Below are 25,989 nucleotides of genomic sequence, written 5' to 3'. Positions count from 1 at the left end.
CGCCGTAACGCGAGAACTACTATACCCAACCCCGCTGCCGAGCCAAACGCACCGCCGTGTGCCGGTTCTCCGCGCCGAGCTTCGTCGCCGCCGACGACAGGTAGTTCCGCACGGTTCCCTGCGACAGCGAGGCCCTTTCCGCGATCTCCGCGATCGGCGCCCCGTCCGCCGCGAGTTCCAGCACCTCGGCCTCGCGGGCCGTCAGCGGCGAGTCGCCGGCGCTGATCGCGTCGGCCGCCAACTCCGGGTCCACATAACGCCCTCCGGCGTGCACGGTGCGGATCAGCTCGGCCAGCCGCTGTGCCGAGACCGTCTTCGGCGCGAAGGCCCGCACGCCCGCCGCGAGCGCCCGCTTCAGGTGTCCGGGACGGCCGTGACTGGTCACGATCATGGTCTTGCAGTCGGGCAGTTCGGACCGCAGCGATGTGGCCACACTCACACCGTCCGCGCCCGGCATCTGGAGGTCCAGCACCGCAACGTCCGGCCGGTGCGCCCGCGCCATCGCCAGCGCCTCCGGTCCGGAGGCCGCCTCGGCCACGACCACGAGGTCGTCCTCCAGGCCCAGCAGTGCGGCCAGCGCGCCCCGGATCAGGTGTTCGTCGTCGGCCAGCAGTACCCGTACGGGGGTCACGCCCGCACCTCCACTCGTCGTGTGTCCAGGGGCACCTCGGCCCGCAGCCGGAACCGGCCGCCCTCGGCCGGCCCCGCCAGCAGGGTCCCGTCGACCGCCGCGAGCCGCTCACGCAGCCCCGTCAGCCCGGACCCGGGCATTCCGGCGGGGGCGTCGGGCGCCCCGTCGTTCTCCACCAGCAGCGTCACCGAGTCCCCGGGCTCCGCCGCCGTCAGCCGGATCAGGCAGCTGCGCGCGTCCCCGTGCCGCAGCACGTTCGTGGTGGCCTCCCGCACCACCCAGCCCAGCGCCGACTGCACCTCGCCCGGCAGCGTCCGTACCGCCGACGTACGGAACTCCACCCGGCAGTCCATCCCGGCCGCGCTCAGCACCCCGCGCGCGCCTTCCAGTTCCACCGCGAGGTCCGCCTCGCGGTACCCGCGCACCACGTCGCGCACCTCCCGCTGCGACTCGCGAGCGATGCGCTGGACCTCGATCATCTGGTCCACGGCCTCGGGGCGTTCGCGCCGTGCCAGCTGCACCGCCAGTTCGCTCTTGAGGGCGATCACCGCGAGGTTCCGGCCCATCACGTCGTGCAGGTCCCGGCCGAACCGCAGCCGCTCCTCGGCGACCGCCAGCTGGGCCTGGATCTCCCGGGCGTGGTCGAGTTCGTAGACGGTGCGCAGCAGCCATCCGGAGAACCCGCAGGTGAAGGCGAGGAAGGCGCCGGCGATCAGGACCGCGATGAAGTAGCCGACGACCTCGTCCAGGTCCAGGCCCAGCGCGGCGACGACCGCCGCGGTCCCGGCCGCGGCGGCCAGCGGCACGTACCTCATGTGCCGGACCTTCTCCAGGGTCAGTACGAGGGATCCGCAGCCGAAGCAGCTCACCCCCACCACCAGACCGGGCGCCGCGAACTCGTCGAGTGTGCCGAAGCGGCGCAGGAAGAGGAAGAGCAGGACGGCCGCGGCGGTGAGGGCCGAGGTCACCACCGCGAGCCGCACGGGCGGTTCGCGGCGGCCGGACACGAAGTCCAGCGCCCTGGAGGAGAGGAAGCCGACGAGGACGGCGTGCGCGCAGACCACCAGGAAGGCCGTGACCCCGAGCGGCCGGGGAGTGTCGTTCTCCCGGCCGGTGAGGGCGACGAGCCCGAACGACACGATCTCCACGAGTACGAAGAAGTGGAAGGACCAGCGGGTGTACAGCTCGACCTTCCCCGCACTGCTGCGGTTCCCCCACCACCCGGTCAGCTTCGACACGGTCCCGTCCCCCCCGGCTCTTCCTCTGACGTGCGTGACTGGCGGCCGCGCTGTCCCGCGGGAGCGCCGCTGGACAGCAAACACCGTGACGATCATCCAGGCCAGCGTGGTGGCCGCCGCACCGTCTCGTGGGCCGGCGACGCCGCCTCGTCCGTCACCGTGGATCCAGCCTCGCGGCGGCGCGGAGTTCGCGGCAGTGCGCGCTGTCACGGGCCGCGATGACATTTGTCATTGAATGTGACGTGCGCCACGAAGGGTGCGGGAAGCGGGAAGCGGGAATGACGAAGGGCCCCGATCGGATTCCGATCGGGGCCCTTCGCTCTCTGAGCGGACGACGCGACTCGAACGCGCGACATCCACCTTGGCAAGGTGGTGCTCTACCAACTGAGCTACGTCCGCATCTCGCTACGACCGGGGCCGTCGCGATGCGAGCACTACTCTACCTGATCCACAACCGTGGTCGGTAAAGCGTGCAGAGCGGGTGACAGGGATTGCACACTGCGCCTCCCCCCTGGAAGGGGGGTGTTCTGCTACTGAACTACACCCGCACGACTTCGGGGTTCGGGCCTTTCGGCCTCGCCCCTCGGCGTGATCCACACATTAGCCGATCAGAGGGGGTGCATGGCAAATCCGGGTCGCGGGGACCCCTCCGGGCCGGCCGTCGGGCGACCGGTGGCCGCCCGCCCGACGCTCCGCGAGGTGGGTCAGGGGTGGGTCAGTGGGCTTCCTCGTACGCCGTGTAGACGGCCTTGGGGATGCGGCCCCGAGGCGGCACGTCGTGCCCGTGGGAACGGGCCCACGCCCGTACGACCGCCGGGTCCGGGGCGATCGACGTCATCTTGAAAGCCTTCCCCGAGCGGGACTGGCGGCGGCCCGCGGCCACGAAGGGGGCCAGGGTCTTCCGCAGTTTCTTTGCGTTGGCCTCATTGAGGTCGATCTCGTACGACTTACCGTCGAGGGCGAACGTGACCGTTTCCGCCGCTTCTCCGCCATCGAGGTCGTCGGAGATCGTGACTACTACGCGCTGCGCCACGGATATCGGTCCCTTCGTGCGCTTCGCCGCGCGCTGACGTGCGGTGATGTCGCCTGTGTGGATGTTTCGGTGGAATGCGTCAAACCGTACCCGTCGCGGAGCGGCAAATGTCACGGTCTCGACTGATTCCTTTGTACCGCGATTCGCATTGAATTGCGAAGCCCAGTTAATTCTCCCCGCGTGTCCCGCCGCAATCCCGGGCGCGTGGTTTTCCGGTGGATTTTGCGAAGCGTTGGTGAAGCCGAAACGGCGTGCGGATCGGGCCGACAGGATATCTACCCGCGTAGAAATTTCGGGCGGGTACGCTGAGGGAACCGCCTTCGCACCAACCACCTCATCGGGAGTGCCAGTGGCACGCGTCGTAGTCGACGTCATGCTCAAGCCGGAGATCCTCGACCCCCAGGGCCAGGCGGTGCAGCGTGCACTGCCGCGCCTGGGCTTCGACGGGATCGCCGACGTCCGCCAGGGGAAGCGTTTCGAACTGGAGGTGGAGGGACCGGTCGACCAGGCCGCCCTCGACCGCATCCACAAGATGGCCGAAACGTTCCTCGCCAACACCGTCATCGAAGACTTCACCGTGAAGGTCGAGGCCTGACGGTGACCACTCGCATCGGAGTCGTCACGTTCCCCGGAACGCTCGACGACCGTGACTCGCTGCGCGCCATCCGCCTCGCGGGGGCCGAGCCGGTCTCGCTGTGGCACCGCGACAAGGACCTCCACCAGGTCGACGCGGTCGTCCTCGCGGGCGGCTTCTCCTACGGGGACTACCTGCGCGCCGGAGCCATCTCCCGGTTCTCGCCGGTGATGGAGACCATCATCGAGCAGGCCAAGGCCGGCATGCCCGTCCTCGGCATCTGCAACGGCTTCCAGGTCCTCACCGAGGCCCACCTGCTGCCGGGGGCGATGCTCCGCAACAACCACCTCCACTTCATCTGCCGCGACCAGAAGCTGCGGGTGGAGAACACGGAGAGCGCGTGGACCGGCGACTACACCGCCGGCCAGGAGATCTCCGTACCGCTCAAGAACATGGACGGCCGGTACGTCGCCGACGAGCGCACGCTCGACGAACTGGAGGCCGAAGGCCGAGTGGCCTTCCGGTACGTCGTCCGCGGCGAAGCCGCTGATGGATGTGGTAACCCGAACGGCTCGCTGCGCGACATCGCCGGCATCACCAACGCCGCGGGGAACGTCGTCGGCCTCATGCCGCACCCCGAGCACGCGGTCGAGCCGCTGATCGGGACCGGCCGCACCGACGGCCTCCCGTTCTTCACGTCGGTCCTGAAGAAGCTGGTCAGCGCATGAGCCTCGACACCGTAAAGAACGCCACCGAGACGCCGGACGCCTCCCAGCCGTGGAGGGAGCTCGGCCTCAAGGAGGACGAGTACGCCCGGATCCGCGAAATCCTCGGCCGCCGCCCCACCGGCGCCGAACTCGCCATGTACTCCGTCATGTGGTCCGAGCACTGCTCGTACAAGAGCAGCAAGGTCCACCTGAAGCAGTTCGGCGAGAAGGTCCCCCAGAACGACGCCATGCTCGTCGGCATCGGCGAGAACGCCGGCGTCGTCGACGTGGGCCAGGGCTACGCGGTCACCTTCAAGGTGGAGTCCCACAACCACCCCTCGTACATCGAGCCCTACCAGGGCGCGGCCACCGGCATCGGCGGCATCGTCCGCGACATCCTCGCCATGGGCGCCCGCCCCGTAGCCGTCGTCGACCCGCTGCGCTTCGGCGCGGCCGACCACCCCGACACCAAGCGCGTCCTGCCGGGCGTCGTCGCGGGCATCGGCGGCTACGGCAACTGCCTGGGCCTGGCCAACATCGGCGGCGAGGTCGTCTTCGACGCCTGCTACCAGGGCAACCCGCTGGTCAACGCCGGCTGCATCGGCGTGATGAAGCACGAGGACATCCACCTCGCCAAGGCCTCCGGCCCCGGCAACAAGGTCATCCTCTACGGTGCCCGCACCGGCGGCGACGGCATCGGCGGCGTCTCGGTCCTCGCGTCCGAGACCTTCGACGCTGCGTCTGACAGTGCCGATGGCACGGGCAAGCCCAAGAAGCGCCCCGCCGTCCAGGTCGGCGACCCCTTCCAGGAGAAGCTCCTCATCGAGTGCACCCTGGAGATCTTCAAGGAGAAGCTGGTCGCGGGCATCCAGGACCTCGGCGGTGCCGGGCTCTCCTGCGCCACGAGCGAGCTGGCCTCCGCCGGTTCCGGCGGCATGCGCGTCGAGCTCGACACGGTCCCGCTGCGCGACGCGACGCTCTCGCCCGAGGAGATCCTCATGAGCGAGTCGCAGGAGCGCATGTGCGCGATCGTCGAGCCGCAGTACGTCGACCGCTTCATGGAGATCTGCGAGAAGTGGGACGTCATCGCCACCGTCATCGGTGAGGTGACCGACGGCGAGCGCCTGGAGATCTTCTGGCACGGCGAGCAGATCGTGGACGTGCCCCCGGGCACCGTCGCCCACGAGGGCCCGGTCTACCACCGCCCCTACGCCCGTCCCGTGTGGCAGGACGCCCTCCAGGCCGACGACGCGGGCGCCCTGCCCCGTCCGCGGACCCCGGAAGAGCTCCGCGCGCAGGTCCTGGCGCTGGTCTCCTCCCCGAACCAGGCCTCGAAGTCCTGGGTCACCGATCAGTACGACCGCTTCGTGCAGGGCAACACCGTCCTGGCGCAGCCCGAGGACGCGGGCATGGTCCGCATCGACGAGGAGTCCAACCTCGGCGTCGCCATGGCCACCGACGGCAACGGCCGCTACGCCAAGCTCGACCCGTACGCGGGTGCGCAGCTCGCGCTGGCGGAGTCGTACCGCAACGTCGCCGCGACCGGCGCGAAGCCGCTCGCGATCTCGAACTGCCTGAACTTCGGCTCCCCCGAGGACCCGGACGTCATGTGGCAGTTCGCCGAGGCCACCCGCGGCCTCGCCGACGGCTGCCTCGAGCTGGGCACCCCGGTGACCGGCGGCAACGTCTCCCTCTACAACCAGACGGGCGAGGTCGCGATCCACCCGACCCCGGTCGTGGCGGTCCTCGGCGTCATCGACGACGTCAACCGCCGTACGCCGATGGCGTTCGCGGAGGCCGGCCAGCTGCTGTACCTGCTGGGCGACACGGCCGAGGAGTTCGGCGGCTCGGCCTGGTCCCAGGTCGTCCACGACCACCTGGGCGGCCTGCCGCCGAAGGTGGACCTGGCGCGCGAGAAGCTGCTCGCCGAGATCCTGATCTCGTCCTCCCGCGACGGCATGATCGACGCGGCGCACGACCTGTCGGACGGCGGCCTCATCCAGGCGCTCACCGAGTCCTGCCTCAAGGGCGGCAACGGTGCCCGGATCGTGGTCCCGGAGGGCCTGGACGCGTTCACCTTCCTGTTCTCCGAGTCCGCGGGCCGCGCCGTCGTGGCCGTCCCGCGCAGCGAGGAGCTCCGCTTCACCGACATGTGCGGCGCACGTGGCCTGCCCGCGACCCGCATCGGCGTGGTGGACGGTCAGGAGATCGAGATCCAGGGCGAGTTCACCCTGCCCCTGGCCGAGCTCCGCGAGGCCCACGAGGCGACGATCCCGGCCCTGCTGGCCTGATCCCGCCGTTCTTCCCGCGGGCCCCCGGCCGGATTCCCTCCGGCCGGGGGCCCGCGGCGTTGGCGGCGCCGCCCGACCGTGCGTGTGCGGCTGCCCCGGGACCGCCCCGGCGAGGTGCGCAAGGCCCACGCCCGCTGCCGGGGCCCGAGTAGGGTCGGGGCATGCCGCCCGCCAGGAAGAAGCCGCGCACGTACGACCAGGCGAAGATCCGCACCGCGATCACCGCGCAGTTCGGGCACGTCGCCGCCGCCGTGGGGGAGTTGACCCCGGAGCAGCTGACGCGGCCCAGCGGGCTCGGGGAGTGGTCCGTGGCCGAACTCGCCGCGCACGTCGCCTGGGTCGCGGACTCGCTGGCGTCCGGCCTGGCCCGGCCGCCCGCCGCCGTCGCCGAGCTGACCGCCGTCGAGTGGCCGTTCGCCACCGCCTCCCTCGCCGGGAAGATCTCCGAGGCCGCCCGCGAGGCCCTCGGCGGGGAGCCGCTGCCCCAGCTGTACGAGCGGGCGGCGGCCCGGATGGCGCAGGCGCTGGACGCGAACCGGGGCAGCCGGGTGCTGGACCTGTGGATCGGCGACATGACCCTGGCCGATTTCCTGGTCACCCGGACGGTGGAGCTGGTGGTCCACACCGACGACCTGAACCGCGCCGCCGGACTGGACATCCCGGTCGAGCGGCAGGCCCTGGCCGCCTGTACGCGGCTGCTCGCCGACGCCCTCGCGCTCAAGGCGCCCGGCGGTTCCGTCGAGGTGCGGATCCCGCCCTTCGCGGTCGTCCAGTGCGTCGAGGGCCCCCGCCACACGCGCGGCACCCCGCCGAACGTGGTGGAGACCGACCCGCTGACCTGGGTGCGGCTCGCGACGGGCCGTACCGGCTGGGCCGCGGAGCTGGACGCGGCCCGGGTCAGCGCCAGCGGCGAGCGGGCCGACCTGTCCGCGCTGCTGCCCCTGATGGGCTGAGGGGGGAACCGGGCCGGGACCGGGCCCGTCCCAGGGGCATGCGTACCCTCAGGCACCTCACGAACGCCGCCCTGGGCCTCGTACTGGCCCTGACCGTACTGGCCCTGGCCGCGTGCGGGCCGGACGGGCGGGTCCGGGACGCCGCCGCCCCGACCGGGCCGGCCACGACGACGGCGCCGCTCCCCGACGCCCCGCTCACCGCGACCGTGTGGATCGTCGGCTCCGTCGCCGGGACCGCGGCCCCCGAGGGCCGGGCGGCCCGCTTCACCCTCACCCCCGACGGGCGGGCGAGCGGCACCCTCGGCTGCAACCGCTTCAGCGCCCCGGCGGCCGTCGACGGCCCCACCCTGACCCTGGGGCCGCTGACCACGACCCGGATGGCCTGCGAGGGCCCGGCGGGCGAGCTGGAACGGGCCCTGACCGCCCTCTTCGGCAGCGGTCCCCTCAGCTGGCGGATCCAGGGTCGGAACCTCACCCTCACGGCCACTGAGGGTGACTCGCTGACCGCCGAGGCGGCCTCGTCCGCGGAGTGATCCGGCCGCGCGGACGGCGCCTGGGGCGACGTCGGCTCGTACGAAGACACAGGGGCTTCGCGCCGGGGTCGGGCCTCGCCGCTGCCGGGCGGTCGCGGCCGGACCCATCGCACCGGGGATCGCCGCCCGGAGGAGCGAAATCATGAAAAGCGGGAAAGAGTTGTGACCGGGAGGAAGGGCGTCCGTCGGCGCTCGCGCCGTCAGCCGGATCCTTGTGCGGGGCGGCGCGAGGGTGACCGTCCGGTCACTCTGAGGCCATCGCCGCGCCTCTTTCGGCCGCCTTATTCGTAGCTCCGCACAAAGTGATCGGAACACCAGCCGGGGCCGTTCCGTCACCCTCCGTGCTGTGACATTTCCCGGCCGTCCCCAATTCGGACCAGTGGTCGATCTCGCCTACACTCGGTGGTGTGCCTCGTGGTGATGGACGACTCAACCACGACCTGCTCCCCGGCGAGAAGGGCCCCCAGGACGCTTGTGGCGTCTTCGGTGTCTGGGCTCCGGGTGAAGAGGTCGCCAAGCTCACCTACTTCGGACTGTATGCACTGCAGCACCGCGGACAAGAGTCCGCGGGAATCGCTGTGAGCAACGGTTCCCAGATCCTCGTCTTCAAGGACATGGGCCTCGTTTCCCAAGTCTTCGACGAAACCTCTCTCGGCTCGCTCCAGGGTCATATCGCGGTCGGTCACGCCCGCTACTCGACCACCGGTGCCTCCGTCTGGGAGAACGCTCAGCCCACCTTCAGGGCGACCGCCCACGGCTCGATCGCCCTGGGTCACAACGGCAACCTGGTGAACACCGCCGAGCTCGCCGAGATGGTCGCCGACCTCCCCCGTCAGGACGGCCGCGCCACCCAGGTGGCCGCCACCAACGACACCGACCTCGTCACCGCCCTCCTCGCCGGCCAGACCGACGACGAGGGCAGGCCCCTGACCATCGAGGAGTCGGCCGCCAAGGTCCTCCCCCAGGTCAAGGGCGCCTTCTCCCTGGTCTTCATGGACGAGGGAACCCTCTACACCGCCCGTGACCCGCAGGGCATCCGCCCGCTGGTCCTCGGCCGCCTGGAGCGCGGCTGGGTGGTCGCGAGCGAGACCGCCGCCCTCGACATCTGCGGAGCAAGCTTCGTCCGCGAGGTCGAGCCGGGCGAGCTCATCGCGATCGACGAGAACGGCCTGCGCACCTCGCGCTTCGCGGAAGCGAAGCCCAAGGGCTGTGTCTTCGAGTACGTCTACCTGGCGCGCCCGGACACCGACATCGCCGGCCGGAACGTCTACCTCTCGCGCGTCGAGATGGGACGCCGCCTCGCCAAGGAGGCCCCGGTCGAGGCCGACCTGGTGATAGCGACGCCGGAATCCGGCACGCCCGCCGCCGTCGGATACGCCGAAGCCAGCGGGATCCCCTACGGCTCCGGCCTGGTCAAGAACGCCTACGTCGGCCGGACCTTCATCCAGCCCTCGCAGACGATCCGCCAGCTCGGCATCCGCCTCAAGCTCAACCCCCTCAAGGAAGTCATCCGGGGCAAGCGCCTCGTCGTCGTGGACGACTCGATCGTCCGCGGCAACACCCAGCGCGCCCTGGTGAAGATGCTCCGCGAGGCCGGCGCCGCCGAGGTCCACATCCGGATCTCCTCCCCGCCCGTGAAGTGGCCGTGCTTCTTCGGCATCGACTTCGCCACCCGCGCGGAGCTGATCGCCAACGGCATGACGGTCGACGAGATCGCCACGTCGCTGGGCGCGGACTCGCTCTCGTACATCTCGCTGGACGCGATGATCGAGGCGACCACCATCCAGAAGCCCAACCTCTGCCGTGCCTGCTTCGACGGCGAGTACCCCATGGAGCTGCCCGACCCGCAGCTGCTGGGCAAGCAGCTGCTGGAGACCGAGCTCGCGGGCGGCACCGACGCCGCCGACGCGCTCCGCCGCCCGTAGGACCGGCTGAAGCACCACCTGCGCCGGGCCCTGTCCTTCCAGCCCCGGAAGACCAGCACGTTCCCAGGGCCCCGCACCAACCGCAGTAACGACACGAAAGCTCTCTCCTGTCATGACAGAGAAGACCACCGGTGCCAGCTACGCAGCCGCAGGCGTGGACATCGAAGCGGGCGACCGCGCCGTCGAGCTGATGAAGGAGTGGGTGAAGAAGACGCAGCGCCCCGAGGTCCTCGGCGGCCTCGGCGGGTTCGCCGGCCTCTTCGACGCCTCCGCCCTCAAGCGTTACGAGCGCCCCCTGCTGGCCTCGGCCACCGACGGGGTGGGCACCAAGGTGGACATCGCCCGCCAGATGGGCGTGTACGACACCATCGGCCACGACCTGGTCGCCATGGTCATGGACGACATCGTCGTCTGCGGCGCCGAGCCGCTCTTCATGACGGACTACATCTGCGTCGGCAAGGTGCACCCCGAGCGTGTCGCCGCCATCGTCAAGGGCATCGCCGAGGGCTGCGTCCTCGCCGGCTGCGCCCTCGTCGGCGGCGAGACCGCCGAGCACCCCGGGCTGCTCGGCCCGGACGACTTCGACGTGGCGGGCGCGGGCACCGGTGTGGTCGAGTACGACCGGCTGCTGGGCGCGGATCGCATCCGTACGGGTGACGCCGTCATCGCGATGGCTTCGTCCGGCCTTCACTCGAACGGGTACTCGCTGGTCCGGCACGTCCTCTTCGACCGGGCCGGGATGTCCCTGGACCAGCACGTCGACGAGCTCGGGCGCACCCTCGGCGAGGAGCTGCTGGAGCCCACCAAGATCTACTCGCTGGACTGCCTGGCCCTCACCCGCACGGCCGAGGTCCACGCGTACTCGCACATCACGGGCGGCGGCCTCGCGGCCAACCTCGCCCGGGTCATCCCCGACCACCTGCACGCCACGGTCGACCGCGGCACCTGGGCCCCGGGCGCCGTCTTCGACCTGGTCGGCAAGGCCGGCAGCGTCGAGCAGCTGGAGCTGGAGAAGACCCTGAACATGGGCGTCGGCATGATGGCCGTGGTCCCGCAGGAGTCGGTGGACGTGGCCCTGACCGCCCTGGCCGACCGTGGCGTCGAGGCCTGGGTCGCCGGCGAGATCCTCGACCGGGGCGACCACGCCGAGGGCGCGGCCCTGACCGGCAGCTACGCGGTCTGAGCAGCACTGAAACCCGGTCCGGGGCAATGCCCTGGACCGGGTTTCGGCACGTATGGAACGGGTTCAGCGGCTGACTCAGCCCGCTGGTACGCACGCGGTGTGCAGAGGATCGTTGCGTCAAGCCCCGCGACGGTGCGCCGACGGACCGGACTGTTCGTCCTCGTCCTCGTCGTCATCGTTGTACAGATCCGCGTACTTGGCGTACGGGTCGTCGTCGTCCAGATCGTCATCGACTTCGACCGGCGCGCTGATAGGCAGCGGCTCTGTCTGCGATGCGCCCAGCTCATTGGCCAGACGCGAGAGGTCAGTCCCGCCGCTGTTGTACTTCAGCTGGCGGGCGACCTTTGTCTGCTTGGCCTTGGCCCGGCCGCGCCCCATGGCTCGACCCCCTCGGTGACGGGGCTCGACGGCCCCAGAGTCTGACACGCGTTCATGGTTCGGAGCGGGCTCTCCGTGGAGAGACCGTCCGTAGGGGTTTAACGGTACCTGCTTCCGCGGCCATACGGTACGCCGCCCGCATGACGCGCCTCTCCACAGAACCAGCGGGACACCCCGTACTCGCTGGTCAGCTGCGATTTTAACGCTTTCCAGGCCGCCGACCCGCCGAAGCGCAGTGAGTTCCGTCTCGCCGCGCCCCGGCGGGTCCCCGAAAGGGGCTACGCCTTGCGGGCGGCGGCGCGCAGGGCGAGGGCGTCGGCCATGCGCTGCTCGGCGATCCGGTCGGCGGCGGCGGCCGGCGGGATCCCATCGGCCTTCGCACGTGCGAATATCGCCAGGGTGGTGTCGAAGATCTTCGAGGCCTTCGCCTTGCACCGGTCGAAGTCGAAGCCGTGCAGCTCGTCGGCGACCTGGATGACCCCGCCCGCGTTGACCACGTAGTCCGGGGCGTAGAGGATCCCGCGGTCCGCGAGGTCCTTCTCCACGCCCGGGTGGGCGAGCTGGTTGTTCGCCGCGCCGCACACGACCGTGGCGGTCAGGACGGGGACGGAGTGGTCGTTCAGGGCGCCGCCGAGCGCGCAGGGGGCGTAGATGTCCAGGCCCTCCGTGCGGATCAGGGCCTCGGTGTCGGCCACGGCGCTGACCTTGCCGCCGGGGTGCTTGGCGAGGATCTCGCGGACCGACTCCTCGCGGACGTCCGTGATCACGACCTCGGCGCCGTCCTCCAGCAGGTGCTCCACCAGGTGCCGGCCGACCTTGCCGACGCCGGCGACGCCGACCTTGCGGCCGCGCAGGGTGGGGTCGCCCCACAGGTGCTGGGCGCTGGCGCGCATGCCCTGGAAGACGCCGTAGGCGGTGAGCACCGAGGAGTCGCCGGCGCCGCCGTTCTCGGGAGAGCGGCCGGTGGCCCAGCGGGTCTCGCGGGCGACGACGTCCATGTCCGCGACGTAGGTGCCGACGTCGCAGGCGGTGACGTAGCGGCCGCCGAGCGACTCCACGAACCGGCCGTAGGCCAGCAGGAGTTCCTCGGTCTTGAGGACGGCCGGGTCGCCGATGATCACGGCCTTGCCGCCGCCGAGGTCGAGGCCGGCGAGGGCGTTCTTGTACGACATGCCGCGCGAGAGGTTCAGCGCGTCGCGGACGGCTTCCTCGTCCGAGGCGTACGCGTGGAAGCGCGTGCCGCCGAGGGCGGGGCCCAGGGCGGTGGAGTGGATGGCGATGACGGCCTTGAGGCCCGTGGCACGGTCCTGGCACAGCACGACTTGCTCGTGGCCGCCCTGCTCCGAACGGAACAGGGTGTGCAGGACGCCGTCGGTCATTTCGGTCACGGTGGTGACTCCCATGGAAGAGATGCGGCGGAAAGTCGCCCGCCCTGCGGGTGGGGGAGGGCGCACTGGGAGCAGAGTAAGACCTGCGGCGTGCGGGGGTACCCCCTGTCCGGGGATCGGAACACTCCCGTGTTACCGCCGCTCCGGAGGTGAGCCGGACCGCCGGAAGGGGCAGGACGGGTGCGTGAGCCAATCCCCACGGCCCGGGCCGGCCGTCCCGTACGCCTCCTACCTGCGCGTGTACGAGCCCCTGACGGCGTTCACCGAGCCCGAGCGCACGCACTGGGCGGCGTACGCCCGGCGCGGCGGCGCGCCGACGGCCCAGGACGAACTGCGGCGGTCCCTCGCGGATTTGGTACGGGTCCCCGTGGTGGGGGTCCCGGTGCACGAGAGCGGGGACGCCTTCACGGCGGAGCTGGACGGGGTGCTGCTGGTCTGCCCCTGGCGGACCCGGCTGCGCGGCTGGCTGGCGCTCCCGGAGCTGGTCGCCGACTTCCCTCGCCCGGTGCTGGACGCGGCGCTGCCGCCGGCGCAGCGGCGCCGGGCCGCGGAGGCGTACGCGGCCTGGCGCGAGCGGAACCCGGACGCGCGCCCGTGGATCCGTACCGGGGTGTGGCAGGTGCCCCTGCGCTGGTTCGTGCTGGTGGCCGACGAGGAGCGGGAGTACCTGCCGGGCGAGCGGCTGCGCTACCGGACGCCGATGGTCCAGGCCCGCAGGCGCCTGGCGCGGACGCTGCGGACCCTGCGGGCGGCGGAGGGGCGGGGGTACGGGCCGCTGGCGGACGGGCTGGCGGAGGTCGGCGGCTGGCTGGAGGAGTTCCATCCGCGGTCGATGGTCGAACTGGACTACGGCGGGCTGCTGCACGCGCTGCCGGCTGACGGCCTGGCGGGGGACCGGTCGGCCCGTGATCTGGCGGAGGGGATCGCGGCCCTGCGGGCGGGGGACCACGAGGGGGCCGCGCAGGTGTACGGGGAGCTGTCGCTTCGGTGGCGGGCGGTCCGGGAGAGGCTCTTCGCGAACTAGGTGGGCTCGGGGCCTTTCGGAACCCGGGGTCGGTGGGGATCATGTACGAATCCCGTTCGGCACCCGTTCGGACCCGTTCGGACCCCCCTCGTATCGCCCGTATCGGTTGTCATCGGCCGATCGGCCGCAATACGCAGATCAGGGGTTCGATCACCGCATTAAGGTCTTAGTCCCAGGACCTACGTCCCGATACGGGCCATTGGCTCAAGCGTGACGGAACGCACTATCCACACCCTTGCGCCCTTCCCCTACCCTCGTGCCAAAATAGGACAAGGAGTCCGGGGAGGGTTCCTTCCGCCCAACTTTGGGCGGAATGCTCGGTATTGCACTCTATGGGGGGTCTGACGGCTCCTGATCGCTCTGTGACTGATCGTCACAGTGGGGTGACTGTCCGTTATGGGACGGTCCATCGGCTTCCGCCGCTGATGAACACCTCGGAGGGCAATTCCATCGGTTTGGCCGTCGAGGCTGGACGGATGGTGTAGTTGTAGTGCCGAGGACAAGCCGTTCGTCCTATAACCGACTCGGCCTGCGTATGTCCATTTCGGGCAACGCGGGCCAAGGTGCAGAATTTAGAGGAAAGAACCGAGATGGTTCGGTTCTCCCGAGGAGGCCGCTCATGACCGCTCGCACCCCTGATGCCGAGCCGCTGCTGACCCCGGCTGAGGTTGCCACGATGTTCCGCGTGGACCCGAAGACGGTCACCCGCTGGGCCAAGGCTGGCAAGCTCACGTCCATCCGCACCCTGGGTGGACACCGCCGTTACCGCGAGGCTGAGGTCCGCGCACTGCTCGCGGGAATTCCGCAGCAGCGCAGCGAGGCCTGAGGTCCCGCAGCACCACCGCATTAACGGGTACGTGTCGGATCCCCCAATCCGATGAAACCCACATGGCTTCATCGGCCGGGCCTGCCCCAACAGGCTCCATGCCGTTTGACCGCGCTGGACTCCGCCGGGTCCAGCGCGGTCTTTTTTTATGCTCCGGACCAGTGCGGGATCCCGTCGCCGGCGAGGCCGACGGGGTGGGTGCCATTGCACATATTAAATCGAGCGGGCGTAGGGGTCCGATAAACGTACGGGTCTCGAAAACTCATAGGGTGACTCCCGTCACAGCTGATAACTCTTGTACATCCGGCAATGCACCTCGTAAAGGGAAGGTCCGGTACAGAGCGCCTCACACGTACGAGGGATTTTTCCGGCCCGGACGGATGGGGCACCGGCCCCGCTGGGCGGCCGCTGGAGGGGCCGGGGCCGCGTTTCGGGGACCGGACCGCACGCGGGGGTGCCGGGGCCCTCAGGGGGGCGCTCAGAGGCACGGCGGGTTTCGGGTGATCGCGAGGCGGGGAGCCGTCGGCGGAGCGGGCGCCGTACGCGCGGACGGCACCCGGATACGCGTCAGGGCCCGCATCCCCCGAGGGGATGCGGGCCCTGACGTTTCTGCGATCCTGACGGGACTTGAACCCGCGACCTCCACCTTGACAGGGTGGCGAGCTAACCAACTGCTCCACAGGACCTTGATTCGCGGCCGACTGGCGCGGCTGCGAAACAGACTGTACAGCAGCTCAGGGGGTGCGGTCGAACCGGATCACGGCGCCGCCGCGTCCACCGCCTTCACGATCCGCTTGTCGGAGATCGGGTACGCCGTCCCGAGCGCGTGCGCGAAGTAGCTGACCCGCAGTTCCTCGATCATCCAGCGGATCTCCGTGACCGCCTCCGGGACCGGCCGGCCCTTCGGCAGCTGCTCCAGCAGCCACAGGTACTCGTCCCGCATCTCGTGGACCTTCTCCATGCGCGTGGTGTCGCGCTGGACGCCCGTCGGCATCTGCTGGAGCCGCCGGTCGGCCGCCACCAGGTAGCGCATCAGGTCCGGCAGCCGCTTCAGCCCGGTCAGCGTGACGAAACCGGCCGGCATCAGCGCCGCCAGCTGGGCCTTCACGTCCGCGACGTTCGCCATCAGGGCCAGGCTGCCGGTGGCCTTCAGCCGCCGCTCGCAGGCCTGCCAGGCCGCCAGCACCTGCTGCACCTGGGCCACGGTCCGCACCGTCGTGTCCACCAGGTCGGCCCGGACCGCGTCGTGGAGCCGGCGGAAGCCCGCCTCGTCCCAGGCGGGACCGCCGTGGTCGGCGATGAGCTTGTCGGCCGCCGCCATCGCGCAGTCGTCGAACAGCGCCTGGATGGAACCGTGCGGATTGCGCGACAGCGCCAGCTTCTGCTGGTTGGTCAGCTTGTCCGAGGCGAACTTCGCCGGATTCACCGGGATGTTCAGCAGGATCAGCCGCCGGGTGCCGAGCCACATCGCCTGCTGCTGCTCGGCCTCGGTGTCGAAGAGCCGTACGGAGACGCTCGTCCCCTCGTCCACCAGCGCCGGGTACGCCTTCACCGGCTGGCCGGCCCGGCGGGTCTCGAAGACCCGCACCAGGGTGCCGATCGTCCAGTCGGTCAGCCCGGTGCGCTCCAGCGACTCCCCGCCCGCCCGCTCGGCGGTGGCGGCCGCGGCCTTGGAGAGGGCCTGGCGGGCCTTCGGCTTCAGCTTCAGCCGCAGGGCCTCCAGGTCCTTGTCCTCGGCGAGGTTGCGGCGCCGCTCGTCGACGATCCGGAAAGTGATCTTCAGGTGGTCGGGGATCCGGCCGAGGTCGAAGTCCTCCGGCGACACCGGCACCCCCACCATCCGGTGCAGCTCGCGCGCCAGCGTCACGGGCAGCGGCTCCCGCATCGGATGCGCCGTCCGCAGGAAACGCGTCGCGAAGTTCGGCGCCGGTACGTAGTGCCGGCGGACCGGCTTCGGCAGCGAGCGGATCAGCTCCGTGACGACCTCCTCCCGCAGGCCCGGGATCTGCCAGTCGAAGCCCTCGTCGGTGACCTGGTTCAGCACCTGGAGCGGGATGTGCACGGTCACACCGTCCGCGTCCGCGCCCGGCTCGAACTGGTACGTCACCCGGAACTTCAGCTGCCCCTGCCGCCAGGTGTCGGGATAGTCGGCCTTGGTGACCCCGGCCGCCTTCTCCGTGAGCAGCATCTCCCGTTCGAAGTCGAGGAGTTCGGGCTCCTCGCGCTTCTTGTGCTTCCACCAGGAGTCGAAGTGCGCCCCCGACACCACGTGCTCCGGGATCCGCTGGTCGTAGAAGTCGAACAGGGTCTCGTCGTCCACGACGATGTCCCGGCGCCGCGCCCGGTTCTCCAGCTCCTCGACCTCGGTCAGCAGCTTGCGGTTGTCCGCGTAGAACTTGTGGTGCGTGCGCCAGTCGCCCTCGACCAGCGCGTTGCGGATGAACAGCTCCCGCGACACCTCCGGGTCGATCCGGCCGTAATTGATCTTCCGCTGCGCCACGATCGGCACGCCGTACAGCGTGACCTTCTCGTACGCCATCACGGCCGCCTGGTCCTTCTCCCAGTGCGGCTCGCTGTAGGTGCGCTTGATCAGGTGCTGCGCCAGCGGCTCCACCCACTCGGGCTCCACCTTGGCGTTCACCCGCGCCCACAGCCGCGAGGTCTCCACCAGCTCCGCGGACATCAGGAACTTCGGCTGCTTCTTGAACAGCGCCGAGCCCGGGAAGATCGCGAACTTGGCGGACCGGGCCCCCAGGTACTCGTTCTTGTCGGTGTCCTTGAGCCCGATGTGCGAGAGCAGACCGGCCAGCAGCGAGACGTGGATGCTCGTCTCGGGCGCGTCGGCCTCGTTGACGTGGATGCCCATGGTCTTGGCGACCGTGCGCAGCTGCGAGTAGATGTCCTGCCACTCCCGGATCCGCAGGAAGTTCAGGTACTCCTGCTTGCACATCCGGCGGAAGGCGGAGGAACCGCGCTCCTTCTGCTGCTCGCGCACGTAGCGCCACATGTTCAGGTAGGAGAGGAAGTCGCTCGTCTCGTCCTTGAACCGGGCGTGGTTCTGGTCCGCCTGCGTCTGCTTGTCCGAGGGCCGCTCGCGCGGGTCCTGGATGGACAGGGCCGCCGCGATGACCATGACCTCGCGCACGCAGTTGTTCTTGTCCGCCTCCACGACCATGCGGGCCAGCCGCGGGTCCACGGGCAGCTGGGAGAGCTGGCGGCCCAGCGGGGTGAGCCGCTTCTTCACGTCCTTCTGCGCCGGGTCCAGCGCGCCCAGCTCCTGGAGCAGCTGCACGCCGTCGCGGATGTTGCGGTGGTCCGGCGGGTCGATGAAGGGGAACTTCTCGATCTCCCCGAGCCCGGCCGCCGTCATCTGGAGGATGACGGACGCCAGGTTCGTCCGCAGGATCTCGGCGTCCGTGAACTCCGGACGGGCGTTGAAGTCGTCCTCGGAGTACAGCCGGATGCAGATGCCGTCGCTGGTACGGCCGCAGCGGCCCTTGCGCTGGTTGGCGCTGGCCTGGCTGATCCGCTCGATCGGCAGCCGCTGCACCTTCGTGCGGTGGCTGTAGCGGGAGATGCGGGCCGTGCCCGGGTCGATCACGTACTTGATGCCCGGGACGGTCAGCGAGGTCTCGGCGACGTTCGTGGCCAGCACGATCCGCCGGCCGGTGTGGGGCTGGAAGACCCGGTGCTGCTCGGCGTGCGAGAGCCGGGCGTACAGCGGCAGCACCTCGGTGAAGCGCAGCTGCTTCCTGACCAGCGCGTCGGCGGTGTCGCGGATCTCCCGCTCACCGGAGAGGAACACCAGGATGTCCCCCGGCCCCTCGCCCTGCAGCTCGTCCACCGCGTCGCAGATCGCCGTGATCTGGTCCCGGTCGCTCTCCTCGCTGTCCTCCTCCAGCAGCGGGCGGTACCGCACCTCCACCGGATAGGTACGGCCGCTGACCTCGACGATCGGCGCGTCCCCGAAGTGCCGGGAGAACCGCTCCGGGTCGATGGTCGCCGAGGTGATGACCACCTTGAGGTCGGGGCGCTTGGGCAGCAGCGTGGCCAGGTAACCCAGCAGGAAGTCGATGTTCAGGGACCGCTCGTGCGCCTCGTCGATGATGATCGTGTCGTAGGCGCGCAGCTCCCTGTCCGTCTGGATCTCCGCGAGCAGGATGCCGTCCGTCATCAGCTTCACGAAGGTCGCGTCCGGGTCCACCTGGTCGGTGAAGCGGACCTTCCAGCCGACCGTCTGGCCGATCTCCGACTTCAGCTCCTCCGCGATGCGCTCCGCGACCGTACGGGCCGCGATCCGCCGGGGCTGGGTGTGCCCGATCATGCCCCGGACGCCGCGCCCCAGCTCCATGCAGATCTTGGGGATCTGCGTGGTCTTGCCGGAGCCGGTCTCGCCCGCCACGATCACGACCTGGTGGTCGCGTATCGCCTCGGCGATCTCGTCCTTCTTCTGGCTGACGGGCAGGTTCTCGGGATAGGTGACCTCCGGCATGCGCGAGGCGCGGCCGGCCAGTCGCGCGGCGGCCTTCTCGGCCTCCGCGGCGATCTCGTCGAGCACGGCCTGCCTGGCCTCGGGCTTGCGGATACGGCGGGCGCCCTCGAGGCGGCGGCCGAGGCGGTGCGCGTCCCGGAGGGAGATCTCTCCGAGAAGCGTCTGCAGGGCGGCGAAGGAAGTAGACATACCTGATCGAGGATCTCACCTGGGCCGGGCGGGTGGCGAACGCATTTGTGCCCCTCCCCGTACCATTTCGGGACGAGTCCCCCGGCCGTGCGAGTGAGAGGCAGCCCACCGTTGTCCCGCCGTCCTCCCCGCGCTCCGGCCGCCGCCCTGTTCGCGCTGGTCCTCGGCCTCCTCGCGGTTGCCCTCACGGGCCTCGCCCGCACCGCCGGCCCGCTCGCACCGCCGCCCGCGGGCGCCGAGATCGCCGTGCGGCAGGACGCGGCCGCCGCGGTCCCGGTGGCGCACCCGGCCGGCGCCGCGGCGGGGCCGGCGCGGGAGACGGCGGCCGAGCGGCTCCCGGGGCGGGGGCCCGCCTGCGGCCCCGACTCCCCCGGCCACGGCCCGGCACCCGCCGTACCGCCCCGCCCCGGGCAGGACCACGCCGCGGTGCCTCCGGCGCGCCCCGCGCCCGGGGGGGAGCGGCCGGACCGGGGGGAGTGCGTACGGGTCCCCGTACGCGGGCCGGACCGGCCGGCGCCCTCGCCGGTGGAGCTGTCCGTGATGCGGGTCTAGAAGGAGCCGCACCACCGGTTCCCCTCATCACACGCAGCTCTGGAGCACCCCTATGTCCCGCTCGTCCCGCAAGCCCCTGCTGATCTCCGCCGGGGTCGCGCTCGCCACCGTCACCCTCGGGCTGGTCTCCTGGCAGGCCACCGCCCCCGAGGAGCGGCCCCGCGACACCGCCTCCGCCTCCGCGCCCCGCACCGACCCGGCCGCCGAGCTCAAGGCCCTGGCCCGCCGCGACGCCGGCGACAAGCTCGCGCTGGGCCGCGCCGACGCCCCCGTCGTCCTGATCGAGTACTCCGACTTCAAGTGCGGTTACTGCGGCAAGTTCGCCCGCGACACCGAACCCGAACTGGTGAAGAAGTACGTCGAGGACGGCACCCTGCGCATCGAATGGCGCAACTTCCCGATCTTCGGCGCCGAGTCCGAGGCCGCCGCCAAGGCCGCCTGGGCCGCCGGCCGGCAGGACCGCTTCAAGGCCTTCCACGCCGCCGCGTACGCCGAGGACGCCAAGGCCAAGGGCTTCGGCGAGGAGCGCCTGACCGAGCTGGCCCGCGAGGCCGGGGTCCCGGACCTGGAGCGCTTCAAGCGGGACATGGCGGGCGAGGAGGCCGCCGCCGCCCTGCGCAGGGACCAGGAAGAGGGCTACCGCATCGGCGTCCGCTCCACCCCCTCCTTCCTGGTCAACGGGCAGCCCCTCGCCGGCGCCCAGCCCCTGGACGCCTTCGCGGCCGCCATCGCCAGGGCCGAGCGGGCAGCGGCCGGGCAGTGACCGGCATCGGATACCTGGCCGCCCTGCTCGGCGGTCTCCTCGCCCTGCTCAGCCCCTGCAGCGCCCTGCTGCTGCCCGCCTTCTTCGCGTACTCGATCGACTCCCGCTCACGGCTCCTGGCACGCACCGGGATCTTCTACGCGGGCCTCGCGAGCACCCTCGTACCGATGGGCGCGGCGGGCTCCTACGCGGGCCGCTTCTTCCACGGCAACCGCGACCTGCTCGTCCTCGCGGGCGGCTGGCTGATCATCGCGCTGGGGCTCGCCCAGATCCTGGGCCTCGGCTTCGCCCCGAAGCGGCTCTCGGAGCTGTCCGGCCGGATCCGCCCCACGACGGCCCTGTCGGTGTACGCCCTCGGCGCGGTCTACGGGCTGGCCGGCTTCTGCGCGGGCCCCATCCTCGGCAGCGTCCTGACCGTGGCCGCCGTCAGCGGGAGCCCGGTCTACGGCGGTCTGCTGCTGGCCGTGTACGCGCTGGGCATGGCGGTACCGCTGTTCGTGCTGGCCCTGCTGTGGGAGCGCTTCGACCTGGGGCGGCGGCGCTGGCTGCGCGGCCGGGCCGTCCGGATGGGCCGCCTCGAACTGCACACGACCTCGCTGCTGTCCGGGCTGTTCTTCATCACCCTGGGCACGCTGTTCCTGGCCTACGACGGGACGAGCGCCCTGCCCGGGCTGCTGGACGTGGACGACTCGTACGCCGTCGAGCGCCGGGTGGGCGCCCTCGCGGACGCCGTACCGGACTGGGCGCTGCTCGCACTGGTCGGCGCGGGGGCGCTCGCCTTCGGGCTGGTCCGGTGGCGGCGGACGGCCCGCGCGGAGGAGCGGGAGGGGTAACACGCGGAAGGCCCCGTCCGATGGACGGGGCCTTCCTGTTGTGGCTGGGGCCGGGGTCGAACCGGCGACCTATCGCTTTTCAGGCGATCGCTCGTACCAACTGAGCTACCCAGCCACGAGACTGTTTCCAGCCTCAGCGATCCTGACGGGACTTGAACCCGCGACCTCCACCTTGACAGGGTGGCGAGCTAACCAACTGCTCCACAGGACCTGGTTTGTGCAAGAGCAAGTCTTGCACATGGTGTTGCGTACCCCCAACGGGATTCGAACCCGTGCTACCGCCTTGAAAGGGCGGCGTCCTGGGCCACTAGACGATGAGGGCTAAAGGCCCGCCGGGCACTTTTCAGCGCGTCGGGGACGTGAGAAGCATATGGGATCGGAGGAGCTATCGCCAAAACGGTTTCCCCCGGGGCGGCGGCGGGCCCCGCCGGAGCGACAATGGCCGGGTGCTGGAGATGACGCGCGAGGAGTTCGAGGAGCTCGTCGCAGAGGCCCTGGACCGCATTCCGCCGGAGCTGACGCGGCTGATGGACAACGTCGCGGTGTTCGTCGAGGACGAGCCCCCGGCCGATGATCCCGAGCTGCTCGGCCTGTACGAGGGGACACCGCTCACCGAGCGCGGCGAGTGGTACGCCGGAGTGCTCCCCGACCGCATCACCATCTACCGGAACCCCACGTTGCGGATGTGCGAGGACCGGGAGAGCGTGGTCGCCGAGACGGAGGTGACGGTCGTGCACGAGATCGCCCACCACTTCGGCATCGACGACGAGCGGCTGCACGCCCTGGGTTACGGGTGACCCGGCCCGTCCCCGGCGCGGAGGCGATCGACCCCGACGTCGACCTCCACGTACCCGCCCAGCGCGCCGAACCGCAGGGCCGGGTGCTCGCCGCCGTCGCGGCGGGCGGTGCCGTGGGCGCCTCGGCGCGGTACGGGGCGGCCCTGCTGTGGCCGGCCGGGCCCGGGGCCTTCCCGTGGGCGACCTTCTGGACCAACGCCACGGGCTGCGCACTGATCGGCGTACTCATGGTGCTGATCAGCGAGGGCGGGCGGAGCGCGCCGCACCCGCTGCTGCGGCCGTTCGCGGGGGTGGGCGTGCTCGGCGGGTTCACCACCTTCTCCGCCTACGCCGCGGACTTCTCCCGGCTGCTGGACGAGCGCGAGGCCGGGACCGCGCTGGCGTACGCCGGGCTGACGGTGGCGGCGGCCCTGGCTGCGGTGTGGGCGGCGGCGTCGGTGACGCGGCTGGCGCTCGCGCGGGGGCACCGGTGAACTGGCTGCTGGTCGTGGCGGGCGCGGTCGTCGGGGCGCCGCTGCGGTACCTCACCGACCGGGCGGTGCAGGCGCGGCACGAATCCGTCTTCCCGTGGGGGACCTTCGTCGTCAACGCCGCCGCGTGCCTGCTGCTCGGGGTGGTGACCGGGGCGGCGCTGGCCGGGGCGGGCTCCTCGCAGGTGCGGCTGCTGCTCGGTACGGGGCTGTGCGGGGCGCTGAGCACCTATTCGACCTTCTCGTACGAGACCCTGCGGCTGGCCGAGCGCGGCCGGCGGTCCCTCGCCGCCGCGAACGTCGCCGCGTCGGTGCTGGTGGGGCTGGGCGCGGTGACGCTCGGCTCTCAGGTGGCGCGACAGCTGTTCGCGTAAGGGGCGTGTCTCTTACGGGGTAAAGGGAGTTGGGTTCATTGACCCGCTCATCGCGGACCCCGCCGCAGTGCTCCGGAGGTGCCCCCGTGCGCCCTTTGACCGCTTCCCTGTCAGCGTCCCTCAGACTGGCCGTCTCCGCCCTCGCGGTGGCGGCGACGGCCGGCTGCATGAGCGTCGGTGAGGACGCCGCCAAGCCCGGGCCCGCGGCTTCGGTCGGCGGCAAGGACACGGGCGGGCCCGCCGGGGCGGCCGGCGGCGGCCACGGTTCCGGGGTCCACGGCAGCGGGCGCGGCGTGAAGGACGGTACGGGGAACCAGGCGGCCAAGCCGGGTGAGCCCGGGAAGGCCTCCGGCGCGGCCGGGGCCTCGCCCAGCCCGGGGGCTCCCGCGAAGCCGGGGCAGCCCGCGCCCACGGCCGGTCCGGGCGGCGGCGCGGGCGGTCAGGGCGGCCAGGCGCCGTCCGGGGGCGGTACGGGGACCGGCGGCTCGGGGTCCGCGGCGGGCGGCTCCGGTTCGGGCTCGGGGGCCGGCGGTGCGGGGTCGGCCGCCGGGGGCTCGGGATCCGGTTCGGCGTCGGGGGGCTCGGGCTCGGGGTCCGGGTCCGGCTCCGGCGGCTCCGGTTCGGGTGGGTCCGGTGGGTCGGGCGGGTCGGGTGGGACCAGCGGCGGCACCGGCCCGACCGCGGAGCCCTCGCCGACTGTGACGGAACCCACACCGACGTCGCCGTCCGATCCGGGTCCCGGGTCGAGCGTCGCGTAGGGGCGCTCTGCCCCGATCCACGGGGTTCTGGGTGGCCCTTCCGGAGTTCGTGCGACTCGTCCCCGGAGCATCGCCGCAGGTCAGGGGCGATGTCCCGGGAGCGACTTGCCAGACCCCCGGGAGGGTGCGTATGGTTATAGATCGTTTGATCCCATTGCCCGGCGCCGAATCCGAAGAGCGCCGTGTGGCGCGTACTCTCCCTAGCCGTGGCTGACCGCATTGAGGCGGTCGATTTGCGATTCACGGAGTTTGGGCGCGTGCCGAGACTCCGGAAGGTTTCGCATTTCGCATGTCCATTTCCAGTTCTGACCGTTCCGTCATGCCCGAGAACGACTCCACCGAGATCGTCGACGCCGAGACCCTCGCGGTCACCGAGGCCATGGACGCCATCGAGCGCGACGAGATCATCGAGGCCCTCGAGGCCGACGTGGCGGATGTCGCCGACGTGACCGCCGAGGCGGACGCGGCCGACGCCGACGACGCCGAGCCCACCACCACCTTCGCGGACCTCGGTCTGCCCGAGGGCGTCGTGCGCAAGCTCGCCCAGAACGGCGTCACCTCCCCGTTCCCGATCCAGGCCGCGACCATCCCGGACGCCCTGGCCGGCAAGGACATCCTCGGCCGCGGCCGCACCGGCTCCGGCAAGACCCTCTCCTTCGGTCTGCCGACCCTGGCCCGCCTCGCCGGCGGCCACACCGAGAAGAAGAAGCCCCGCGCGATCATCCTCACGCCGACGCGTGAGCTCGCGATGCAGGTCGCGGACGCCCTCCAGCCCTACGGCGACGTCCTCGGCCTCAAGATGAAGGTCGTCTGCGGCGGTACCTCCATGGGCAACCAGATCTACGCCCTGGAGCGCGGTGTCGACGTCCTCGTCGCCACCCCGGGCCGCCTGCGCGACATCATCAACCGCGGCGCCTGCTCCCTGGAGAACGTCGAGGTCGCCGTCCTCGACGAGGCCGACCAGATGGCCGACCTGGGCTTCCTGCCCGAGGTCACCGAGCTGCTCGACCAGATCCCCGGCGGCGGCCAGCGCATGCTCTTCTCCGCCACCATGGAGAACGAGATCGGCACCCTGGTCAAGCGCTACCTGACCAACCCGGTCACGCACGAGGTCGACAGCGCCCAGGGCAACGTCACGACCATGACCCACCACGTCCTCGTCGTGAAGCCGAAGGACAAGGCGCCGGTCACGGCCGCCATCGCCGCCCGCAAGGGCCGCACCATCATCTTCGTCCGCACCCAGCTGGGCGCCGACCGCATCGCCGAGCAGCTCATCGAGGCCGGCGTGAAGGCCGACGCGCTGCACGGCGGCATGACGCAGGGCGCCCGTACCCGCGTCCTCGCCGACTTCAAGGACGGCTACGTCAACGCGCTCGTCGCCACCGACGTCGCCGCCCGCGGCATCCACGTCGACGGCATCGACCTGGTCCTGAACGTGGACCCGGCCGGCGACCACAAGGACTACCTGCACCGCTCGGGCCGTACCGCCCGTGCCGGCAAGTCCGGTGTCGTCGTCTCCCTGGCCCTGCCGCACCAGCGCCGCCAGATCTTCCGCCTGATGGAGGACGCGGGCGTCGACGCCTCGCGCCACATCGTCCAGGGCGCCGGCGCCTTCGACCCGGAGGTCGCCGAGATCACCGGTGCGCGCTCGCTCACCGAGGTCCAGGCCGACTCCGCGAACAACGCCGCCAAGCAGGCCGAGCGCGAGGTCGCCGACCTGACGAAGCAGCTGGAGCGCGCGACCCGTCGCGCCGCCGAGCTGCGCGAGGAGGCCGACCGTCTCGTCGCCCGCTCCGCCCGCGAGCGCGGTGAGGACCCGGAGGCCGCCGTCGCCGAGGTCGTCGAGGCCGCCGAGGCCGAGGTCGCCGCTGCCGTGGCGGCCGTCGCCGAACCCGTCGTCCAGGAGCGCACCTTCGAGCGCCGTGACGACCGGGGCAACTACGAGCGCCGCGACAACCGCGGTGGCGACCGTGGCGGTGACCGTGGCGGCTTCCGTCGTGACGACCGTCCGTCGGGTGGCTTCCGTCGCGATGACCGTGGTGGCGACAACCGTGGTGGCGACCGTGGTGGTTTCCGT

The 25,989-nt window shown here is 71.2% G+C and carries 23 protein-coding genes and 6 tRNA genes; 16 read left to right on the top strand and 13 right to left on the bottom strand.

Annotated elements, in window-relative coordinates; translation table 11 throughout:
* Positions 1-19: 19 nt before the first annotated feature.
* From ACFY7H_RS03345 to ACFY7H_RS03325, 5 genes are all read right to left on the bottom strand, one after another.
* Positions 20-631 carry a response regulator gene (locus tag ACFY7H_RS03345; RefSeq protein ID WP_388932407.1) on the bottom strand — a complete coding sequence of 204 codons (612 nt, stop codon included), beginning with the start codon at positions 629-631 and terminating at the stop codon, positions 20-22.
* On the bottom strand, positions 628-1,869 hold the full coding sequence (locus tag ACFY7H_RS03340; protein ID WP_388932405.1) for a sensor histidine kinase: 1,242 nt from the start codon (positions 1,867-1,869) through the stop codon (positions 628-630). Before ACFY7H_RS03340 ends, ACFY7H_RS03345 begins: the two co-directional genes overlap by 4 nt.
* 326 nt (positions 1,870-2,195) lie before the next feature.
* Positions 2,196-2,268: transfer RNA gene (locus tag ACFY7H_RS03335), tRNA-Gly, on the bottom strand.
* Between the two features lie 77 nt (positions 2,269-2,345).
* Positions 2,346-2,417: transfer RNA gene (locus ACFY7H_RS03330), tRNA-Gly, on the bottom strand.
* Between the two features lie 167 nt (positions 2,418-2,584).
* Positions 2,585-2,902 carry an Lsr2 family protein gene (locus ACFY7H_RS03325; protein ID WP_388932402.1) on the bottom strand — a complete coding sequence of 106 codons (318 nt, stop codon included), beginning with the start codon at positions 2,900-2,902 and terminating at the stop codon, positions 2,585-2,587.
* A 349-nt stretch (positions 2,903-3,251) separates the two neighbouring features.
* Here ACFY7H_RS03325 and purS point away from each other — a divergent pair, with 349 nt between their 5' ends.
* From purS to purM, 7 genes are all read left to right on the top strand, one after another.
* Positions 3,252-3,497, top strand: a complete 246-nt coding sequence (gene purS, locus ACFY7H_RS03320) for a phosphoribosylformylglycinamidine synthase subunit PurS (protein WP_042801325.1) — start codon at positions 3,252-3,254, stop codon at positions 3,495-3,497.
* 2 nt (positions 3,498-3,499) lie between these two features.
* Positions 3,500-4,204 (top strand): phosphoribosylformylglycinamidine synthase subunit PurQ, encoded by a 705-nt coding sequence (gene purQ, locus ACFY7H_RS03315; protein WP_388932398.1) that lies wholly within the window; start codon positions 3,500-3,502, stop codon positions 4,202-4,204.
* Complete coding sequence (gene purL / locus ACFY7H_RS03310) at positions 4,201-6,474, top strand: phosphoribosylformylglycinamidine synthase subunit PurL (protein ID WP_388932396.1); 2,274 nt, start codon at positions 4,201-4,203, stop codon at positions 6,472-6,474. Before purQ ends, purL begins: the two co-directional genes overlap by 4 nt.
* Before the next feature lie 161 nt (positions 6,475-6,635).
* The gene (locus tag ACFY7H_RS03305) at positions 6,636-7,427 is read left to right on the top strand and encodes a sterol carrier family protein (RefSeq protein WP_388932394.1); all 792 of its coding nucleotides are present in this window, start codon (positions 6,636-6,638) and stop codon (positions 7,425-7,427) included.
* A 38-nt stretch (positions 7,428-7,465) separates the two neighbouring features.
* Positions 7,466-7,960: an META domain-containing protein gene (locus ACFY7H_RS03300; protein WP_388932392.1), complete on the top strand. Its 495-nt coding sequence runs from the start codon at positions 7,466-7,468 to the stop codon at positions 7,958-7,960.
* Positions 7,961-8,367: 407 nt separating this feature from the next.
* Positions 8,368-9,885, top strand: a complete 1,518-nt coding sequence (purF, locus tag ACFY7H_RS03295; RefSeq protein ID WP_362582099.1) for an amidophosphoribosyltransferase — start codon at positions 8,368-8,370, stop codon at positions 9,883-9,885.
* A 112-nt stretch (positions 9,886-9,997) separates the two neighbouring features.
* Positions 9,998-11,068 (top strand): phosphoribosylformylglycinamidine cyclo-ligase, encoded by a 1,071-nt coding sequence (gene purM / locus ACFY7H_RS03290; protein WP_388932387.1) that lies wholly within the window; start codon positions 9,998-10,000, stop codon positions 11,066-11,068.
* A gap of 117 nt (positions 11,069-11,185) precedes the next feature.
* On the opposite strand, the gene ACFY7H_RS03285 is transcribed toward purM, so the two are convergent.
* Both ACFY7H_RS03285 and ACFY7H_RS03280 read right to left on the bottom strand, forming a co-directional pair.
* Entirely contained in the window at positions 11,186-11,446 is a 261-nt protein-coding gene (locus tag ACFY7H_RS03285; protein WP_125602468.1) for a DUF3073 domain-containing protein, read from the bottom strand.
* Positions 11,447-11,724: 278 nt separating this feature from the next.
* Complete coding sequence (locus tag ACFY7H_RS03280) at positions 11,725-12,834, bottom strand: Leu/Phe/Val dehydrogenase (protein ID WP_388932383.1); 1,110 nt, start codon at positions 12,832-12,834, stop codon at positions 11,725-11,727.
* 184 nt (positions 12,835-13,018) lie between these two features.
* Here ACFY7H_RS03280 and ACFY7H_RS03275 point away from each other — a divergent pair, with 184 nt between their 5' ends.
* Positions 13,019-13,858: a hypothetical protein gene (locus ACFY7H_RS03275; protein ID WP_388932381.1), complete on the top strand. Its 840-nt coding sequence runs from the start codon at positions 13,019-13,021 to the stop codon at positions 13,856-13,858.
* A gap of 619 nt (positions 13,859-14,477) precedes the next feature.
* Positions 14,478-14,684, top strand: coding sequence for a developmental transcriptional regulator BldC (gene bldC / locus ACFY7H_RS03270; protein ID WP_003949541.1), 207 nt, complete (start codon positions 14,478-14,480; stop codon positions 14,682-14,684).
* Positions 14,685-15,296: 612 nt separating this feature from the next.
* Here the strand turns inward: bldC and ACFY7H_RS03265 are convergent.
* Positions 15,297-15,370: transfer RNA gene (locus ACFY7H_RS03265), tRNA-Asp, on the bottom strand.
* A 71-nt stretch (positions 15,371-15,441) separates the two neighbouring features.
* Positions 15,442-19,365, bottom strand: coding sequence for an ATP-dependent RNA helicase HrpA (gene hrpA, locus ACFY7H_RS03260; protein ID WP_388932379.1), 3,924 nt, complete (start codon positions 19,363-19,365; stop codon positions 15,442-15,444).
* Between the two features lie 111 nt (positions 19,366-19,476).
* Here hrpA and ACFY7H_RS03255 point away from each other — a divergent pair, with 111 nt between their 5' ends.
* The 3 genes from ACFY7H_RS03255 to ACFY7H_RS03245 are packed head-to-tail and all read left to right on the top strand — an operon-like array spanning position 19,477 to position 21,513.
* Positions 19,477-19,917: a hypothetical protein gene (locus ACFY7H_RS03255; protein ID WP_388932376.1), complete on the top strand. Its 441-nt coding sequence runs from the start codon at positions 19,477-19,479 to the stop codon at positions 19,915-19,917.
* 52 nt (positions 19,918-19,969) lie between these two features.
* Complete coding sequence (locus ACFY7H_RS03250; protein WP_388932374.1) at positions 19,970-20,680, top strand: thioredoxin domain-containing protein; 711 nt, start codon at positions 19,970-19,972, stop codon at positions 20,678-20,680.
* Complete coding sequence (locus ACFY7H_RS03245) at positions 20,677-21,513, top strand: cytochrome c biogenesis CcdA family protein (protein ID WP_388932371.1); 837 nt, start codon at positions 20,677-20,679, stop codon at positions 21,511-21,513. The genes ACFY7H_RS03250 and ACFY7H_RS03245 overlap by 4 nt, the downstream gene beginning before the upstream one ends.
* 41 nt (positions 21,514-21,554) lie before the next feature.
* On the opposite strand, the gene ACFY7H_RS03240 is transcribed toward ACFY7H_RS03245, so the two are convergent.
* The 3 genes from ACFY7H_RS03240 to ACFY7H_RS03230 form a co-directional block, all read right to left on the bottom strand.
* Positions 21,555-21,628 (bottom strand) — tRNA-Phe (locus ACFY7H_RS03240).
* A 22-nt stretch (positions 21,629-21,650) separates the two neighbouring features.
* Positions 21,651-21,724: transfer RNA gene (locus ACFY7H_RS03235), tRNA-Asp, on the bottom strand.
* Between the two features lie 38 nt (positions 21,725-21,762).
* Positions 21,763-21,835: transfer RNA gene (locus tag ACFY7H_RS03230), tRNA-Glu, on the bottom strand.
* 124 nt (positions 21,836-21,959) lie between these two features.
* Between ACFY7H_RS03230 and ACFY7H_RS03225 the strand changes: the two genes are divergently transcribed.
* From ACFY7H_RS03225 to crcB, 3 genes are read left to right on the top strand one after another with little or no spacing between them, the layout of a single operon-like run.
* A complete protein-coding gene (locus tag ACFY7H_RS03225) occupies positions 21,960-22,310 on the top strand; it encodes a metallopeptidase family protein (RefSeq protein ID WP_030225620.1) in 351 nt (116 codons plus the stop codon).
* The gene (locus ACFY7H_RS03220; protein ID WP_388932367.1) at positions 22,307-22,783 is read left to right on the top strand and encodes a CrcB family protein; all 477 of its coding nucleotides are present in this window, start codon (positions 22,307-22,309) and stop codon (positions 22,781-22,783) included. Before ACFY7H_RS03225 ends, ACFY7H_RS03220 begins: the two co-directional genes overlap by 4 nt.
* Positions 22,780-23,154: a fluoride efflux transporter CrcB gene (gene crcB, locus ACFY7H_RS03215; RefSeq protein WP_388932364.1), complete on the top strand. Its 375-nt coding sequence runs from the start codon at positions 22,780-22,782 to the stop codon at positions 23,152-23,154. Before ACFY7H_RS03220 ends, crcB begins: the two co-directional genes overlap by 4 nt.
* Positions 23,155-23,593: 439 nt before the next feature.
* Here crcB and ACFY7H_RS03210 read toward each other — a convergent pair whose 3' ends face one another.
* Positions 23,594-23,866, bottom strand: a complete 273-nt coding sequence (locus ACFY7H_RS03210; protein ID WP_388932361.1) for a hypothetical protein — start codon at positions 23,864-23,866, stop codon at positions 23,594-23,596.
* 335 nt (positions 23,867-24,201) lie between these two features.
* On the opposite strand from ACFY7H_RS03210, the gene ACFY7H_RS03205 reads away from it, so the two are divergent.
* Positions 24,202-25,989: DEAD/DEAH box helicase (locus tag ACFY7H_RS03205; protein ID WP_388932358.1), on the top strand; the 1,788-nt coding region annotated here is incomplete at its 3' end.

Source organism: Streptomyces sp. NPDC012794, from assembly GCF_042901085.1.
In the GTDB taxonomy this organism is placed as follows: Bacteria; Actinomycetota; Actinomycetes; order Streptomycetales; family Streptomycetaceae; genus Streptomyces.
This window is presented reverse-complemented; position numbering and strand designations above follow the sequence as displayed.